At 63.2% G+C, this 14,317-nt stretch carries 12 protein-coding genes; 3 read left to right on the top strand and 9 right to left on the bottom strand.

The window, feature by feature from the left end:
• Nucleotides 1-13: 13 nt before the first annotated feature.
• A complete protein-coding gene (locus ABLV49_RS13240; protein ID WP_349277051.1) occupies nt 14-1,942 on the top strand; it encodes a DEAD/DEAH box helicase in 1,929 nt (642 codons plus the stop codon).
• 88 nt (nt 1,943-2,030) lie between these two features.
• On the opposite strand, the gene ABLV49_RS13235 is transcribed toward ABLV49_RS13240, so the two are convergent.
• Both ABLV49_RS13235 and ABLV49_RS13230 read right to left on the bottom strand, forming a co-directional pair.
• Nucleotides 2,031-3,008 carry a GMP reductase gene (locus tag ABLV49_RS13235; protein ID WP_349277049.1) on the bottom strand — a complete coding sequence of 326 codons (978 nt, stop codon included), beginning with the start codon at nt 3,006-3,008 and terminating at the stop codon, nt 2,031-2,033.
• Between the two features lie 141 nt (nt 3,009-3,149).
• Nucleotides 3,150-3,905 carry a hypothetical protein gene (locus ABLV49_RS13230; protein WP_349277048.1) on the bottom strand — a complete coding sequence of 252 codons (756 nt, stop codon included), beginning with the start codon at nt 3,903-3,905 and terminating at the stop codon, nt 3,150-3,152.
• Nucleotides 3,906-3,984: 79 nt separating this feature from the next.
• Here ABLV49_RS13230 and ABLV49_RS13225 point away from each other — a divergent pair, with 79 nt between their 5' ends.
• Nucleotides 3,985-6,417 carry a UvrD-helicase domain-containing protein gene (locus ABLV49_RS13225; protein ID WP_349277046.1) on the top strand — a complete coding sequence of 811 codons (2,433 nt, stop codon included), beginning with the start codon at nt 3,985-3,987 and terminating at the stop codon, nt 6,415-6,417.
• A gap of 19 nt (nt 6,418-6,436) precedes the next feature.
• Here ABLV49_RS13225 and ABLV49_RS13220 read toward each other — a convergent pair whose 3' ends face one another.
• Genes ABLV49_RS13220 through ABLV49_RS13210 form a run of 3 tightly spaced genes read right to left on the bottom strand, consistent with a single transcriptional unit; the run spans nt 6,437 to nt 8,609 of the window.
• A complete protein-coding gene (locus ABLV49_RS13220; RefSeq protein WP_349277044.1) occupies nt 6,437-7,228 on the bottom strand; it encodes a BPSS1780 family membrane protein in 792 nt (263 codons plus the stop codon).
• A gap of 39 nt (nt 7,229-7,267) precedes the next feature.
• Nucleotides 7,268-8,218 carry a homoserine kinase gene (locus ABLV49_RS13215; RefSeq protein ID WP_349277042.1) on the bottom strand — a complete coding sequence of 317 codons (951 nt, stop codon included), beginning with the start codon at nt 8,216-8,218 and terminating at the stop codon, nt 7,268-7,270.
• A 43-nt stretch (nt 8,219-8,261) separates the two neighbouring features.
• Nucleotides 8,262-8,609 carry a hypothetical protein gene (locus ABLV49_RS13210; protein ID WP_349277040.1) on the bottom strand — a complete coding sequence of 116 codons (348 nt, stop codon included), beginning with the start codon at nt 8,607-8,609 and terminating at the stop codon, nt 8,262-8,264.
• Between the two features lie 166 nt (nt 8,610-8,775).
• On the opposite strand from ABLV49_RS13210, the gene polA reads away from it, so the two are divergent.
• The gene (gene polA / locus ABLV49_RS13205) at nt 8,776-11,601 is read left to right on the top strand and encodes a DNA polymerase I (RefSeq protein ID WP_349277038.1); all 2,826 of its coding nucleotides are present in this window, start codon (nt 8,776-8,778) and stop codon (nt 11,599-11,601) included.
• A gap of 18 nt (nt 11,602-11,619) precedes the next feature.
• On the opposite strand, the gene ABLV49_RS13200 is transcribed toward polA, so the two are convergent.
• The 4 genes from ABLV49_RS13200 to ABLV49_RS13185 all read right to left on the bottom strand — a co-directional run bounded on the left by ABLV49_RS13200 (nt 11,620) and on the right by ABLV49_RS13185 (nt 14,303).
• The gene (locus ABLV49_RS13200; protein WP_349277037.1) at nt 11,620-12,459 is read right to left on the bottom strand and encodes a fatty acid desaturase; all 840 of its coding nucleotides are present in this window, start codon (nt 12,457-12,459) and stop codon (nt 11,620-11,622) included.
• 68 nt (nt 12,460-12,527) lie between these two features.
• Nucleotides 12,528-13,004, bottom strand: a complete 477-nt coding sequence (locus ABLV49_RS13195) for a DUF2269 family protein (RefSeq protein ID WP_349277035.1) — start codon at nt 13,002-13,004, stop codon at nt 12,528-12,530.
• 16 nt (nt 13,005-13,020) lie between these two features.
• Nucleotides 13,021-13,389, bottom strand: coding sequence for a DoxX-like family protein (locus ABLV49_RS13190; RefSeq protein WP_349277033.1), 369 nt, complete (start codon nt 13,387-13,389; stop codon nt 13,021-13,023).
• Nucleotides 13,386-14,303, bottom strand: a complete 918-nt coding sequence (locus ABLV49_RS13185; RefSeq protein ID WP_349277032.1) for an NAD-dependent epimerase/dehydratase family protein — start codon at nt 14,301-14,303, stop codon at nt 13,386-13,388. Before ABLV49_RS13185 ends, ABLV49_RS13190 begins: the two co-directional genes overlap by 4 nt.
• Nucleotides 14,304-14,317 lie beyond the last annotated feature (14 nt).

The following is a 14,317-nucleotide window of genomic DNA, read 5'->3' as shown; positions in this document are numbered from 1 at the left end:
AGTGAGAAAAAACATGACTGACTCTTTTGAGACTCGCGGCGACTTTGCGCCTGAAACCCTTGACACCATTTCCGACCTGGAAATCCACGTAATTCCTGACTTCTCTTCCGACGAGCCTGTTGCCGTGGCAACCTCGCTGGAAGCCGTTGTCGCCGAGCCTAACGGCTTTGTGAAGCTTGGCCTGGCCAAGGAACTGCTGCAAGCCGTCGCCGACATGGGTTTCACCCAGCCAACCTCGGTGCAGATGGCCACCATCCCCAAGGCCATGCAAGCCCTGGACGCCGACCCGAAAGCGCCAAAATTCACCGATCTGCTGGTTTCCAGCCAGACCGGCAGCGGCAAGACCGCCGCCTTCCTGCTGCCCGTGCTGCACACCCTGCTGAAACAGCAGGAAGAAGCCGAACGCAATGAACGCGCCGAATTTGAACGCCTGAGCGCCGAGGCCGTCGCCCGTGGCGAAGCGCCCTTGAAAAAGCCAAAGCGCAAAGACCCGACCAACATGCGCAACTTCAAGGCCGCCACCCCCGGCGCCCTGATCCTCTGCCCGACACGCGAACTGGCCCAGCAAGTCTGCGCCGACGCCATCGACCTGGTTCGCCATTGCCGCGGCCTGCGCGTTGCCAACGTCGTTGGCGGCATTCCTTACCAGCTGCAAATTGCCAAGCTGCAAAACGCCGACCTCGTCGTGGCCACGCCCGGCCGTCTGCTCGATTTGCAGCGCAGCATGCAGATCAAGCTCGACCAGGTTCAGTTCCTGGTGGTTGACGAAGCCGACCGCATGCTGGACCTCGGCTTTGCCGACGACCTGACCGAAGTCAACCAGCTCACCATCGAGCGCAAGCAGACCATGATGTTCAGCGCCACCTTCGCGCCGCGCATCATGCAACTGGCGACTCGCGTGATGCGCCAGCCGCAGCGCGTCGAAATCGACTCGCCGCATGAAAAGCATGCGTCCATCACCCAGTCGCTGCTGTGGGCTGACAACATGACGCACAAGCGCAAGCTGCTGGACCACTGGCTGCGCGACACCACCATCAACCAGGCGATTGTTTTTGCCTGCACGCAGGTGGAATGCGACGGCCTGGCCAATGACCTGGTGCAAGAGGGCTTCAGCGCCGTAGCTCTGCATGGCGCGCTGGGCCAAGGCCTGCGCAATCGCCGCCTGATGGCTTTCCGTGACGGCCGCGTGCAGATTCTGGTGGCTACCGACGTGGCTGCCCGTGGTCTGGACGTTCCAACCATCACCCACGTCATCAACTACGGCCTGCCGATGAAAGCCGAAGATTACGTTCACCGCATTGGCCGTACCGGCCGTGCCGGCCGCGAAGGTCAGGCGATCACGATTGCCGAATTCCGCGACCGCCGCAAGATCCAGGACATCGAGCACTACACGCAGCAAAACCTCAAGGCCAGCGTGATTGCCGGTCTGGAGCCGCAGCAGCGTTTTGCCCCGACCTCCGAGCGCCCACGCGGCAACTTCGGCGGCGACCGCAATGACCGCGGCCCGCGCAGCTTCGGCGGCGGTGGCGGCGACCGTGGCGGCTTCGGCGGCCGCAAACCGGCCGGTGGCGGCTTTGGCGGCGGCAATGCAGGCAGCTTCGGCGGCAATGCTGGCGGCGGCTTCGGCGGCAACCGTGATGACCGTGGCGGCTCCTTCCAGGGTCGTCCACCTGCAGCGCCGCAGGGCAATAACTACGCTGACCGTTCGGGTTTCAATGACCGCAATGCCCGTCGCCCGGATGACCGTGGTTTCGGTGGCGGCAACGCCGCGTTTGCGCCGCGTGAAGACCGCAACTTTGGCGGCGGCAACGAAGGCTTTGCGCCCCGTGGTGATTTTGCAGACCGCAAGCCCGCTTTCGCCCGCCCAGCCGGCAAGGTGTTCGTGCCCCGCGATGCGGCCAAAAAACCGGGCGGCAAGTTCACCAAGCCCTTCCGCGACTGAATTTGACACGCGAACGCTGATTATTTATTGATCAGTTTTCCAGCCACAAGGCCGCTGCGAACCGAAAGGTTGGCAGCGGCCTTTTTCGTTACATCATCAGGTCTTCATTCGAATTCTTGCCGCCCAGCACCACGTAGTTGACCTTGCGGATGTCCATGAGCCGGGTGCCGCCCGCGTAGCTGATGGCGCTTTGCACGTCTTCTTCCATCTCGCGCAGCGTATCGACCAGCTTGCCCTTGATCGGCTCCAGGATGCGTTTGCCTTCGACGTGCTTGTACTCGCCCTTGTTGAAGTCCGAGGCGCTGCCGTAGTATTCCTTGAACAGCTTGCCATCGACCTCGACGGTCTGACCCGGGCTTTCCTCAAGGCCTGCCAGCATGGAGCCGATCATCACCAGGGTCGCGCCAAAGCGGATGGACTTGGCAATGTCGCCGTGCTCGCGGATGCCGCCATCGGCGATGATGGGCCTGGTCGCCACCCGGGCGCACCACTTGAGCGCCGACAACTGCCAGCCTCCGGTGCCAAAGCCGGTCTTCATCTTGGTGATGCAGACCTTGCCGGGGCCGATGCCGACCTTGGTCGCGTCGGCACCCCAGTTTTCCAGGTCGATCACCGCCTCGGGCGTGGCCACGTTGCCGGCAATCACGAACGATCCGGGCAGATGTTTCTTCAGGTACGCGATCATTTTGCGCACCGTGTCGGCATGGCCATGGGCAATGTCGATGGTGATGTATTCCGGCGCCAAACCTTCGGCGACCAGCCTGTCCACCGTGTCGTAGTCGGGCTGCTTCACGCCCAGCGAGATCGAAGCGTACACGCCCCGGGCTTTCATGTCGCGCACGAACTGCAGATTGTCCAGGTCGAAGCGGTGCATGACGTAGAAGTAGCCGTTTTGCGCCATCCAGACGCAGATGTCTTCGTTGACCACCGTCTTCATGTTGGCCGGCACCACCGGGATGCGAAAACTGCGCTGGCCCAGCGTCACGCTGGCGTCGCATTCGGCGCGGCTTTCCACGCGGCATTTGCGTGGCAGCAGCAGGATGTTGTCGTAGTCGAAGATTTCCATGATTTTCCCAAGCTCCAGAAAAAAGGCTGTTGATGAACAGAGGGCGCTTGGAATGGCCGGTTTTTGCTGGCAGACGTGACCGCAGAGGTCAAGGCACCCACAAAAAAACCGGGTGCAATTGCTTGGACCCGGTGACTGATTCTAGGGGCTTGCATGCCCGGCAGGCTGCGCTGGCGGCAATATCCTTACAGGCGTGTTTGATGGCCTTGCGCTTCTCGTTTCAAGGTGCAGCACAGCACAACGCGATTGCGCCGCTAGCAGCACCCGGCCCTTTTCATCCTCGACCCAGCCGATGACGCGCAGGCGGTCCGGGCTGGCCGCCGGTGCGATGTTCATCGAACGGGTTTCAAACAATCTGTTTTGCTCATCTTTTGATAGCTGCTTGCGCCCGTCCCATGTGCGCGTAAGCACATTTCTGACCAGATTTCTCTCCACCGGCGAGCCTTCAAGGCCCACCGGCAGGGTTTCAACCAGCGCCAGCCAGGCGTTCAAGGGTTGCCTGGCCGCTGACGAAATCGGCTTGAGTTCGATGGACGCGCCCAGATAACCAGACACCGGCAAGCCGTGGGCGACGCGCAGACTGGCGCCCTGGATGCCCTTGATGGCATGCCGGGCCGTCGTGGTTTTGAGCGGCACGCTTTCCTTTAGCGCTTCCAGCCGGGCCAGCGCATCGCGCGTTGCCACGGCGGACAGCGGCGCATCGTCACCCAGGCTTCCGGGAATGACCCAGTCCAGCGCGACGGCATTCCTGCCCGGCACCGGCGTGGCCGGGTCGCTCCAGCAGTCACCGCAGTCGGCGTTGATGAAGCGCTCCATGAGCCGTACCGGCCGGGGCTGGCCGTCGCTGGCGCAGAACGATTGCGCCTGCGCATCCGGGCTGACAGCCAGCACAAGCATGGCAAGCAGCAGGCCGTATCGAAATGGGGCTGACTTCAGGGAAGCGAAAAAGGGCATCGGGGGCTTTCTACAATGGGGGATGTTTTCAGACGCTGTTTCTTCATCCCCTCTCCTGCAAAATCTTAATCCAGAGCAACTGGCGGCGGTGACGCTGCCCGCCACGCATGCCTTGATTCTCGCGGGGGCCGGCTCGGGCAAGACCCGCGTGCTGACCACGCGCATTGCCTGGCTGCTGCAAAACGGCTACGTTTCGCCCGGCGGCATCCTGGCCGTGACCTTCACCAACAAGGCGGCCAAGGAAATGCTGACTCGCCTTTCAAGCATGCTGCCCATCAATGTGCGCGGCATGTGGATAGGCACCTTCCACGGCCTGTGCAACCGGTTTTTGCGCGCCCACTACAAGCTGGCCAATCTGCCATCGACTTTCCAGATTCTGGACACGCAGGACCAGCTGTCGGCCATCAAGCGGCTGTGCAAGCAGTTCGGCATTGATGACGAGCGCTTTCCGCCCAAGGATTTGATGCGTTTCATTGCCGGTTGCAAGGAAGACGGCCTGCGCGCGAAAGACGTGCCTGCGCACGATGAGAACAGCCGCAAGAAGGTCGAGATCTACGACCTCTACGAGCAGCAATGCCAGCGCGAAGGCGTGGTCGATTTTGGCGAACTGATGCTGCGCAGCTATGAGCTGCTGCGTGACAACGCCCCGATACGCGAGCACTACCAGCGGCGTTTTCGCCACATCCTGATCGACGAGTTCCAGGACACCAACAAGCTGCAATACGCCTGGATCAAGATGCTGGCCGGGCAGGGCGCGGACGCGATGGAGTCCATGCCCGGTGGTTCGGTGGTGGCCGTCGGCGACGATGACCAGAGCATCTACGCCTTTCGCGGCGCGCGCGTGGGCAACATGGCCGACTTCGTTCGCGAGTTCAATGTCACCCACCAGATCAAGCTGGAGCGCAATTACCGCAGCTTCGGCAATATCCTCGATTCAGCCAATGCGCTGATCAGCCACAACACCCAGCGCCTGGGCAAAAATCTGAGTACCGAAGCCGGGCCGGGCGAGCCGGTGCGGGTGTATGAATCAGCCAGCGATTTTGCCGAGGCGCAATGGTTTGTCGATGAGGTCAGGCAACTGGTGCGGGACGGCACAGAGCGCAAGGAAATCGCGCTGCTGTACCGCAGCAATGCGCAAAGCCGGGTGATGGAAAGCGCGCTGTTCAATGCCAGCATTCCCTATCGCGTGTACGGCGGCCTGCGGTTTTTCGAGCGCGCCGAAATCAAGCATGCGCTGGCCTATTTGCGTCTGCTGGACAACCCGCACGACGACACCAGCTTCATGCGCGTGGTGAACTTTCCGCCGCGCGGCATCGGCGCCCGGACCATCGAGCAACTGCAGGATATTTCGAACGCTTCGGGCTGTTCGCTGCATGACGGCGTGAGCGCGGTGCCCGGCAAGGCGGGCGCCAACCTGGGTGCATTCGTGGCCAAACTGGACGTGATGCGCGAGCAGACCGCCGGCTGCACGCTACGCGAAATCATCGAACTGGTGCTAAAGCACAGCGGGCTCGAAGAACACTATAAAACCGACAAGGATGGCCAGGACCGGCTGGAGAATCTGGCCGAACTCGTGAACGCCGCCGAGGCCTTTGTGAGCCAGGAAGGCTTTGGCCGGGACGCGGTCGCGCTGCCGGTCGATGAGTTGGGCGTGAACTTGAGCCAATCGCCAGCCAGCCAGGGGCTGGACATGTCCGCCGCCGTCTTGGACAAACCTTCGCCCGAACAACTGGCCCCCGATCTGGAGACCGGCGAAACGCTGTCGCCGCTGGTGGCCTTTCTGACGCATGCGGCGCTGGAATCCGGCGACAACCAGGCGCAGGCCGGCCAGGATGCGGTGCAGCTCATGACGGTGCATTCGTCCAAGGGGCTGGAGTTTGACTGCGTGTTCATCACCGGGCTGGAAGACGGCATCTTTCCCCATGAAAACGCCCTGAACGACGCAGGCGGCATCGAGGAAGAACGCCGGCTGATGTACGTCGCCATCACGCGGGCCAGGAAGCGGCTGTACCTGAGCCATTCGCAGACCCGCATGCTGCACGGCCAGACGCGCTACAACCTCAAGAGCCGGTTTTTTGACGAACTGCCCGAGTCGGCGCTCAAGTGGATCACGCCGAGAAACAGGGGTTTTGCCTCCGGCCTGGGTTCCGGCTCGGGCAACTGGAGTGGTGCTAGTAATTCAGGATCTGGTGGCGCGCGTGGGGATTGGGCTGGAAGCGGATTTCATTCAAAATCTGGCAATGCCGAACGCTTTGCCAGCCCGCCGGTGCCAGCGCAGAAGAGCGCGCCCTCGCATGGGCTTAAAAGCGGCATGAAGGTGTTTCACGCCAAGTTCGGCGAAGGCAAAGTGCAGATGCTCGAAGGCACGGGCGACGATGCCAGGGCGCAGATCAATTTCACCCGCCATGGCGTGAAATGGCTGGCGCTGAGCGTGGCCAAGCTGACGGTGATCTAGGCGCCAGGAAGCAACGGGATCATGAAAGCTCGTCGGGCACGGGCTCATCCGTCTCGGAAAAGCTGTCCCGGAAGGTGAAGTAAATCGAGGTGAAGAACATCGCCACGATCACCAGCGCCACCGGAAACATGGCCACCGTGGCCAGCATCGGGTTGCCCAGCAGCGTGGCAATCAGCGACACCACGATGGCTGCCAGCACGAAAACGCCAGCCCAGGCCAGGCCGAACACGGTGAAAGCGCCAAAGTTTTTATAACAGGCGATGAAGCTGAAGAACAGGCTCTTGACCGGCGACACGCCGTGCCAGTGGACCAGTGCCGGTGCGTGCCAGAACAGCAGCGACAGCGGCAGGTACAGGGCCATGGCGACCCACATGGCCATCTGGAAGCTGTCCTGCAGCACCAGTTCTTCGGTGATCTTGCCGCCTACCAGGTAGAGCCTGGCAAACTGCCCGCCATCGACCAGGGCCGAAATGCCCATCAGCGCCAGGAAGCCTGCGGCATACAGCGCGCCTAGCACCATCATGGCCCGCATGCGCTGCTGGCCGGCACGAAAGGCGCTGATCAAAATGGAAGGCATCGGGAACTTGCCCTTGGTGGCTTCCTGGGTGGCGGCCATCAGGCCCAGCGTGGCGGCGGGCAGCAGGGCCAGCGCCAGCGCAGCGCCGATGAAAGGCACCAGCGTGGCGACCGACAGCATCGCCATGAACATGAAGAACAGACCCGACATGGCCAGCGGCTGCCTGATGAAGGTCGTGATGCCCAGCTTGACCCAGGTCAGGCCCGTGCGGGCGGGAACAATGTTCAATTTCATGGCATGAGGCCGGATGCATGACCCGGGTTTGCGGGTGGGTTACAGGAGATAGGGATGCGCCAGCCGCTCGCGCAGCACGCGCTCGAAATGGCCGGGATCGTGGGGCTTGAGCATGGCGGCATCGCGCGGCAGGTGAAAATCCCACAGCCGCGAAAGCCAGAAACGGAAGGCGCCGGCGCGCTGCAGGGCGGGCAGCAGGGTGCGTTCCTGCGCGGTCAGCGGCCGCACCGTCTGGTAGGCCGCCATGAATGCATCGGCGCGCGTGGTGTCGAGCCTGCCGCTTTCGAGATCAATGCACCAGTCGTTGAGGCAGATGCCGATGTCGAACAAGAACGTGTCGCAGCCGGCAAAGTAAAAATCAAAGAACCCGGTCAGCTGGCCGTTTGCGAACATCACGTTGTCGCGAAACAGGTCGGCGTGGATGACGCCGCGCGGCAGGCTGCGGTAGCCGGACGAGGCGGCAATGTGGTTCTGGTAGGCCAGCTCGCCCAGGATCAGGCTGCGCTGCGCGTCAAGCAGGAAAGGCAGCACCACCGGCACGGTTTCGTTCCACCAGGCGAGGCCGCGCAGATTGGGCTGCTGGCGCTCGTAGTCCAGCCCGGCCAGGTGCAGGCGGGCCAGCATTTCGCCGACGCCGGCGCAGTGAAGCGGTGTGGGCGCGAGTTCGCTGTGGCCGCGCAGCTTGTTGACCACGGCGGCCGGCTTGCCCTTGAGGCGGTGCAGGATATGGCCCTTGGCATCGGCCACCGGATCGGGCACGGGAATGCCGCGCGTTGCCAGATGCTTCATCAGGTGCAGGTAAAACGGCAACTGCTCGAAGGTCAGGCGTTCAAACAGCGTCAGCACGTACTGGCCCTGATCGGTATCGACAAAATAATTGGTGTTTTCGATGCCGCCTGCAGCGCCCTTGATGTTCTGCAGTTGCCCCAAATTCAAAAAGCGCAAGAACGCTGCAGCCTCGTCAAACGAGACTTCGGTAAAGACGGCCATGCGTGAAACTGAACCCTGTACTGGAAAAAAAAGAAAGGAGGAATTAGAACTTCAGCACGTTCCAGACGCGTGAACCGTTGGTGTCGTTGCTGGCGGCGGCGGGCGCCGCGCCGCGTGCGCCTTCGGCCGGCTTGACTTCGTAAGCCGCGCCGCCGGTTTTGGGCTGGACCGTGATTTTCTGGGTTTCGCCGCCGACCCGCAACTCGTCGATGCGCGTGCCGGCATCCTCGGTGCGAATGCGCTCGATCTTCTTGTCCGGCCGCGCCGGACCGACCGGCTTTTTCGCCTGCGCCGGGGTCGCGGAATCGGTCGCCGGCGTTTGAGCCATGGCCGCAGCCAGCGGCAGCGCTGCGAGTGCAGCGACAAGTAGAAGGCGAAGAGCGGTTTTCATGCCTGCATTGTAGGCGTGCCAAAGCCGGCTCACCCAGGAATAAGCGGGCATTTCCTCTTGCAAAATGGTCTTTGGCGGGGTAGCCAAAATCGTTGCGCAAACAGGCGCGCAAGGCTTGGATGCGCGGCAGCAAGCGCCTGGCCGATATCCCCGACAATCTGGCCCCATGAGTCCTGATAAAAAAACCTTGCTGCTGGTCGATGGCTCCAGCTACCTGTACCGCGCCTTTCATGCCATGCCCGATTTGCGCGTCACCCCCGGCGACCCGCACAGCCCGGCCACCGGCGCGATTCGCGGCATGGTCAACATGATGCAAAAACTGCGCAAGGATGTGCGCGCCGACTACGCGGTCTGCGTGTTCGATGCCAAGGGTCCGACCTTTCGCGATGCGCTGTATGCCGACTACAAGGCCCAGCGCTCGGCCATGCCCGATGACCTTCGCAGCCAGGTCGAGCCGATTCACGAAGTGGTGCAACTGCTGGGCTGGAAAGTGCTGGCCGTGCCCGGCGTGGAGGCCGACGACGTGATCGGCACGCTGGCCTGCATGGCCTCAAGCCAGCAAATCGAGGTCATCATCTCCAGCGGCGACAAGGACCTGAGCCAGCTGGTCGACGAACACATTACCGTCATCGACACCATGAACGACCGCCGCCGCGACCTGGCCGGTGTTGAAGCCGAGTTCGGCGTGCCGCCGCGCCTGATGGTCGATTACCAGACGCTGGTCGGCGACAGCGTTGACAACGTGCCGGGCGTGCCCAAGGTCGGCCCGAAAACCGCCGTGAAGTGGCTGCTCGAATACGGCTCGCTCGATGCGCTGGTGGCCCGCGCGGATGAGATCAAGGGCATCGTCGGCGAGAACCTGCGCAAGTCGCTGGACTGGCTGCCCAAGGGCCGCGAGCTGCTGACCATCAAGAAGGACTGCGATCTGGCCGGCTACATCGACGGCCTGCCTGCTATGGATTCAATAGCTATCGGCGCCCAACAGACAAGCGCATTGAGGACTTTTTACCTGAAATATGGCTTCAAGGGGCTGGTCGGGCAGATTGACGCTGAAAATACGCCGCCCGAACTTGTCGGTGGCCCTGAACGCCGCAAGCTCCGCGCGCCGACGGCCTCGCCAGATTCGCCCGGCCTGTTCGACGACGACGAGCCTTCGCTGCTTGACACGCCGCTGGCCGGGCGCGCCAGCAACCTGCTGTACGAAACTATCCTGACCTGGGAGACGCTGGACCGCTGGCTGGCCAAAATCGAAGCGGCCGAACTGGTGGCAGTCGATACCGAAACCACGTCGCTCGATGAAATGCGCGCGCAGATTGTCGGCGTGAGCTTCAGCGTGACGCCGGGCGAGGGCGCCTACATTCCGCTGACGCACGACTACCCTAGCGCCCCCGAGCAGTTGCCGCTGGATGAGGTGCTGGCCCGGCTCAAGCCCTGGCTTGAAAACCCGGCCAGACCGAAGCTGGGCCAGAACATCAAATACGACCGCCATGTGTTCGCCAACCACGGCATCGAGGTGCAGGGCTACGCGCACGACACCATGCTGCAAAGCTATGTGCTCGAAGTGACCAAGCCGCACGGGCTGGCCAGCCTGGCCGAGCGGCATGTGGGGCGCAGCGGCATCAACTATGAAGACCTGTGCGGCAAGGGCGTACACCAGATCAAGTTCAACCAGGTCGATATTGCCAGGGCAGCCGAATACTCGTGCGAAGACTCCGACCAGACGCTCGACGTGCATCGCGTGCTGTGGCCGCAACTGCAGGCCAATGAAAAGCTGCTGTTTATCTATCAGCTGGAAATGCAGAGCAGCGAAACGCTCTACCGCATCGAGCGCAACGGCGTGCTGATCGACGCGCCCATGCTGGCCAGGCAAAGCCATGAACTGGGCCAGCGCCTGCTGCAGCTGGAGACCGAGGCTTACGAGATGGCCGGCCAGCCCTTCAACCTGGGCAGCCCCAAGCAATTGGCCGAAATATTCTTTGACAAGCTGGGCATGAAGGTGGTCAAGAAAACCCCCAGCGGCGCGCGCAGCACCGACGAGGACGTGCTTGAAAAGCTGGCCGAAGATCACCCGCTGCCGGCCAAGCTGCTGGAACACCGCTCGCTTTCCAAGCTCAAGGGCACTTACACCGACAAGCTGGCCCAACTGGCCAACCCGCGCACCGGCCGCGTCCACACCCACTATGCGCAGGCCGTCGCCGTGACCGGCCGGCTGTCGAGCAACGACCCCAACCTGCAGAACATCCCGGTCAAGACCGCCGAGGGCCGGCGCGTGCGTGAAGCCTTCGTGGCGCCCGCCGGCAGCGTGATCGCCAGCGCCGACTATTCGCAGATCGAGCTGCGCATCATGGCGCACATCAGCGGCGACGAATCGTTGCTGCATGCCTTCACCGCCGGGCTGGACGTGCACCGCGCCACGGCGGCCGAAGTGTTCGGCGTCACGCTCGATCAGGTCAGCAGCGAACAGCGTCGCTACGCCAAGGTCATCAACTTCGGCCTGATCTACGGCATGAGCAGTTTTGGCCTGGCGAAGAACCTGGGGATTGAAACCAAGGCGGCCGCCGCCTACATCGACCGCTATTTCCAGCGCTATCCCGGTGTGAAGCACTACATGGATTCGACCCGCCAGCTGGCCAAGGACCAGGGCTACGTCGAGACCGTCTTCGGCCGACGCCTGCTGTTGCCCGAAATCAACTCGCCCAACGGCCCGCGCCGCGCCGGCGCCGAGCGCGCCGCCATCAACGCGCCCATGCAGGGTACCGCCGCCGACCTGATCAAGCTCAGCATGGTCAAGGTGCAACAGGTGCTGGACGACGAGAAACGCGACACCAAGATGATCATGCAGGTGCATGACGAACTGGTGTTTGAAGTCCCCGAGGCGGAAGTCGAATGGGTGCGCACCGAGATCCCGCGCCTCATGGCCGGCGTGGCCGAACTCAAGGTGCCGCTGCTGGCCGAGATCGGCTTTGGGCCGAACTGGGAACAGGCGCACTGAGGAGCGCCGTGACAGGCGTCACGGCGAAGAACACCGGGTAAGCGGCAGCACTGGCTGCTGGGCTTTCCCCAGCACTGGTTCGCAAGTCCATTGCGGCGCGACCCTGTCAAGTCTGAGCGCCAGGGCAGGCAGATGATTGGCGGGCACGGCGGGAAACAGATGGTGCTCGACGTGGTAAAGCAGGTTGACCGTGAGCCGGTTGCACCAGGCGCGGCGCTCGGTGCGCGCGAAAACGCCCTGCGCCTCGCAGCCGTGGTGAACCGTCCAGACCGCAAAAAAGCCGACCAGGGCATTCGATGCAATCATGGCCGCCATGTGGTAGCGCAGCCAGGCGTGCTCCGTGACAACCGCCAGCAGCCAGACGCCAGCGATGAGCGCCAGTTCAGCCCAGGCCCAGCGGCGCGTGTTGGCGCTGCCGGTCTGCAGCGCCTGCGCATGGGTGCGAATGCTGAACAGCGGACCCAGCACCACGGCGCGCCATGCGGACTGCCGCGCCCAGCGGCCTTCCGCGTCGCCTTCGCCCAGGGGATTTTTGTGATGCAGAAGGTGCGTGTGGCGAATGGCGTGGGTGGAGCACAGCATGCTGAGCGTCAGCATCAAGAGCACCAGGTCCAGCCATTTTCGCGGCACGCCGATGCTGGCGTGGTAGCTGTCATGGGCCTGGCGCAGCGCCGTCAAAAAAAAGGCGGCTGAGCAGGGCATGGCCAGCAGGTAGTGCCCGTTCTGGGCGGCCCAGAGCGATGCGGCCAGCCAGGGCGCTGACAGCCCAAGGTTGAGGGCGACTTCATGGCGGCGCAGTGCCACCAGGTCTTCCCAGCGAACCCGTAGCGGGCGCTGCATGCCGGTTGTGGTTTTCATCCGGTTTTCGCTTGTGCTTGATGACATGGCAAGAAATCCTTTTCCAGTTTCAGGGGATCACAGCTTCTTCAGTTCCAGAGGCCGGGCTTGTTGACCATCAGGAAGAACACCGCCAACATGGCCGCGAATGCCGGATAGCCGAGCACTTCCCAGCAGCGGGCGTAGCGCCCGTAAAGAGGCGGCAGCCCGGTCTGCTCAGCCACCGCCTGTTGCGCCATCGCCGCCATGCGCAACTGCAGCCAGACCACCGGCAGCCAGCAGGCTCCGGCCAGTAGAAACAGCGCGAGTGACAGGGTCAGCCAGGGCGTTGTCAGCGGCCAGCCCGCCATGTAAGCCAGCAGCAGGCCGGACGCGGGCTGCACGATGACGGTGGGTGTGGTGAACCACCAGTCAGCCCGCACCACCAGCCGGCTGACCACGGCCTGCGTTGGCAAGGAGTCGCTGCGGTTGGCAAAGAACATATAAAACGCCGACCCCAGGCCGGTGCCGACCATCAGGACGCTGGAGATGATGTGTAGCCATTTGACAAGGAGGTAAGTGTTCATGGTGATTCGTTCAGCTTCAGAGCGCGGGGGAGGGTGTCTGCGCCAGCACCCACAGCAGCGCGGCGATGGGCAGGTTTTTCAGCACTGGTCCCAGCGGATGCAGCCACAGCGCGGGCAGCAGTACCGTGGCCGCCAGCGTCATCAGCAGCATCAGGGCCAGCGCCGCCAGATAGGTCGTGCGCACTGGGCGCAGCCACAAGGCCAGACCCAGCGCCAGGTCGGCGGCGGCGCCGCTGACAATCAGCGCCTGAACCAGCAGCGGCTGGGACAAACCCGCTGCATGGAGCAACTGAGCGCTTTGCCCGTCCCGCTCCAGCAGGCTGACCGCAGCCGTTCCCAGCCAGACCGCGATCAGGCTCCAGCGCAGCAATGCGGTGTTGGTCATGCTGCAAGGCAGGCCAGCAGCCGGCTGTAATGCGTGGCGGGCCGTCCCAGCAGTTGGGCAAAGGGTTGAGGATTTGCGGTGTTGTCCTGGGCCAGCAGGGCCAGTGCCTGCGTACCCCAGGGCGTGAAAGGAAAGGTGTCACCCAAGCGGGCGCTGGCTCGGGCCAGCAGGTCGGGCAGGGCCAGGACATGAGCAGACGTCTGGCCGCGCTGGCGGCGCAGGCTGGCGATGAAGCTGGCCAGCGGGGTGCTCTCTGGACCGACGCAGGGCAGCGTGCCGCACACGCCTGACGCCGGTCCGGCCAGGGTGGTGACCACTTCAGCCAACTCCCGAATCCACACCGGCTGCACCCGGGCGCTGAATGCTTGGCGCGGCAGCAGCATTACGGGCCAGCGCGCCAGTGCGGTGAACAGCTCGCTGCCCGCGCCGCCAGGGCCAAACACAATGCTGGGTTGCAGCACCAAGCCTTGCAGCGCGCCTTGTTGCGTCAGGGTCTGCAGATGCGCTTCGGCGGTGCGTTTGGTGGTGGCGTAAAGGCTGGGGCTGCTGGCAATCCCCAGCGCCGAGAGGTGGATCACCCGCCGCACGCCCTGCCGGGCGCAAGCGTTGAAGAGTGCTTTCGGCACTTCAGCGTGGATGGCCTGCATCGGCGTAGGCGGGCCATCACGCAGGACTCCAACCGCGTTGACCACCGCCTGCACGCCTGCCAGCCGGGGTAGCCAGGTGCTGACAGCGGTATCGCGAATGAAGTCCATCGGCACCAACTTCCGAGCCTTGGCGGATAAGTCCGGGCGCGTCGATGTGCCGGGGCCGGGAACCCGGATGCCGCACAGCACGGTATGGCCTGCCGCTTCCAGCGCGACTGCGATATGACGGCCCAAAAAACCGTTTGCACCGCAAACCAGGATGTTCATGGTGGGTTCCTGCG

The sequence above is a fragment of the Polaromonas hydrogenivorans genome (genome assembly GCF_040105105.1).
Classification (GTDB): Bacteria; Pseudomonadota; Gammaproteobacteria; order Burkholderiales; family Burkholderiaceae_C; genus Polaromonas; species Polaromonas hydrogenivorans.
Note: the sequence above shows the minus strand (reverse complement) of the source record. Positions and strands in the feature narration are given on the sequence as shown.

What these genes read in the sequence shown, in the direction of transcription:
- ABLV49_RS13230 (WP_349277048.1), bottom strand. Translation starts at nt 3,905, where the DNA reads ATGCTTGTGCTGGCTGTCAGCCCGGATGCGCAGGCGCAATCGTTCTGC.
- polA (WP_349277038.1), top strand. Translation starts at nt 8,776, where the DNA reads ATGAGTCCTGATAAAAAAACCTTGCTGCTGGTCGATGGCTCCAGCTAC.
- ABLV49_RS13215 (WP_349277042.1), bottom strand. Translation starts at nt 8,218, where the DNA reads ATGGCCGTCTTTACCGAAGTCTCGTTTGACGAGGCTGCAGCGTTCTTG.
- ABLV49_RS13195 (WP_349277035.1), bottom strand. Translation starts at nt 13,004, where the DNA reads ATGAACACTTACCTCCTTGTCAAATGGCTACACATCATCTCCAGCGTC.
- ABLV49_RS13235 (WP_349277049.1), bottom strand. Translation starts at nt 3,008, where the DNA reads ATGGAAATCTTCGACTACGACAACATCCTGCTGCTGCCACGCAAATGC.
- ABLV49_RS13190 (WP_349277033.1), bottom strand. Translation starts at nt 13,389, where the DNA reads ATGACCAACACCGCATTGCTGCGCTGGAGCCTGATCGCGGTCTGGCTG.
- ABLV49_RS13220 (WP_349277044.1), bottom strand. Translation starts at nt 7,228, where the DNA reads ATGAAATTGAACATTGTTCCCGCCCGCACGGGCCTGACCTGGGTCAAG.
- ABLV49_RS13240 (WP_349277051.1), top strand. Translation starts at nt 14, where the DNA reads ATGACTGACTCTTTTGAGACTCGCGGCGACTTTGCGCCTGAAACCCTT.
- ABLV49_RS13210 (WP_349277040.1), bottom strand. Translation starts at nt 8,609, where the DNA reads ATGAAAACCGCTCTTCGCCTTCTACTTGTCGCTGCACTCGCAGCGCTG.
- ABLV49_RS13185 (WP_349277032.1), bottom strand. Translation starts at nt 14,303, where the DNA reads ATGAACATCCTGGTTTGCGGTGCAAACGGTTTTTTGGGCCGTCATATC.
- ABLV49_RS13225 (WP_349277046.1), top strand. Translation starts at nt 3,985, where the DNA reads ATGTTTTCAGACGCTGTTTCTTCATCCCCTCTCCTGCAAAATCTTAAT.
- ABLV49_RS13200 (WP_349277037.1), bottom strand. Translation starts at nt 12,459, where the DNA reads ATGAAAACCACAACCGGCATGCAGCGCCCGCTACGGGTTCGCTGGGAA.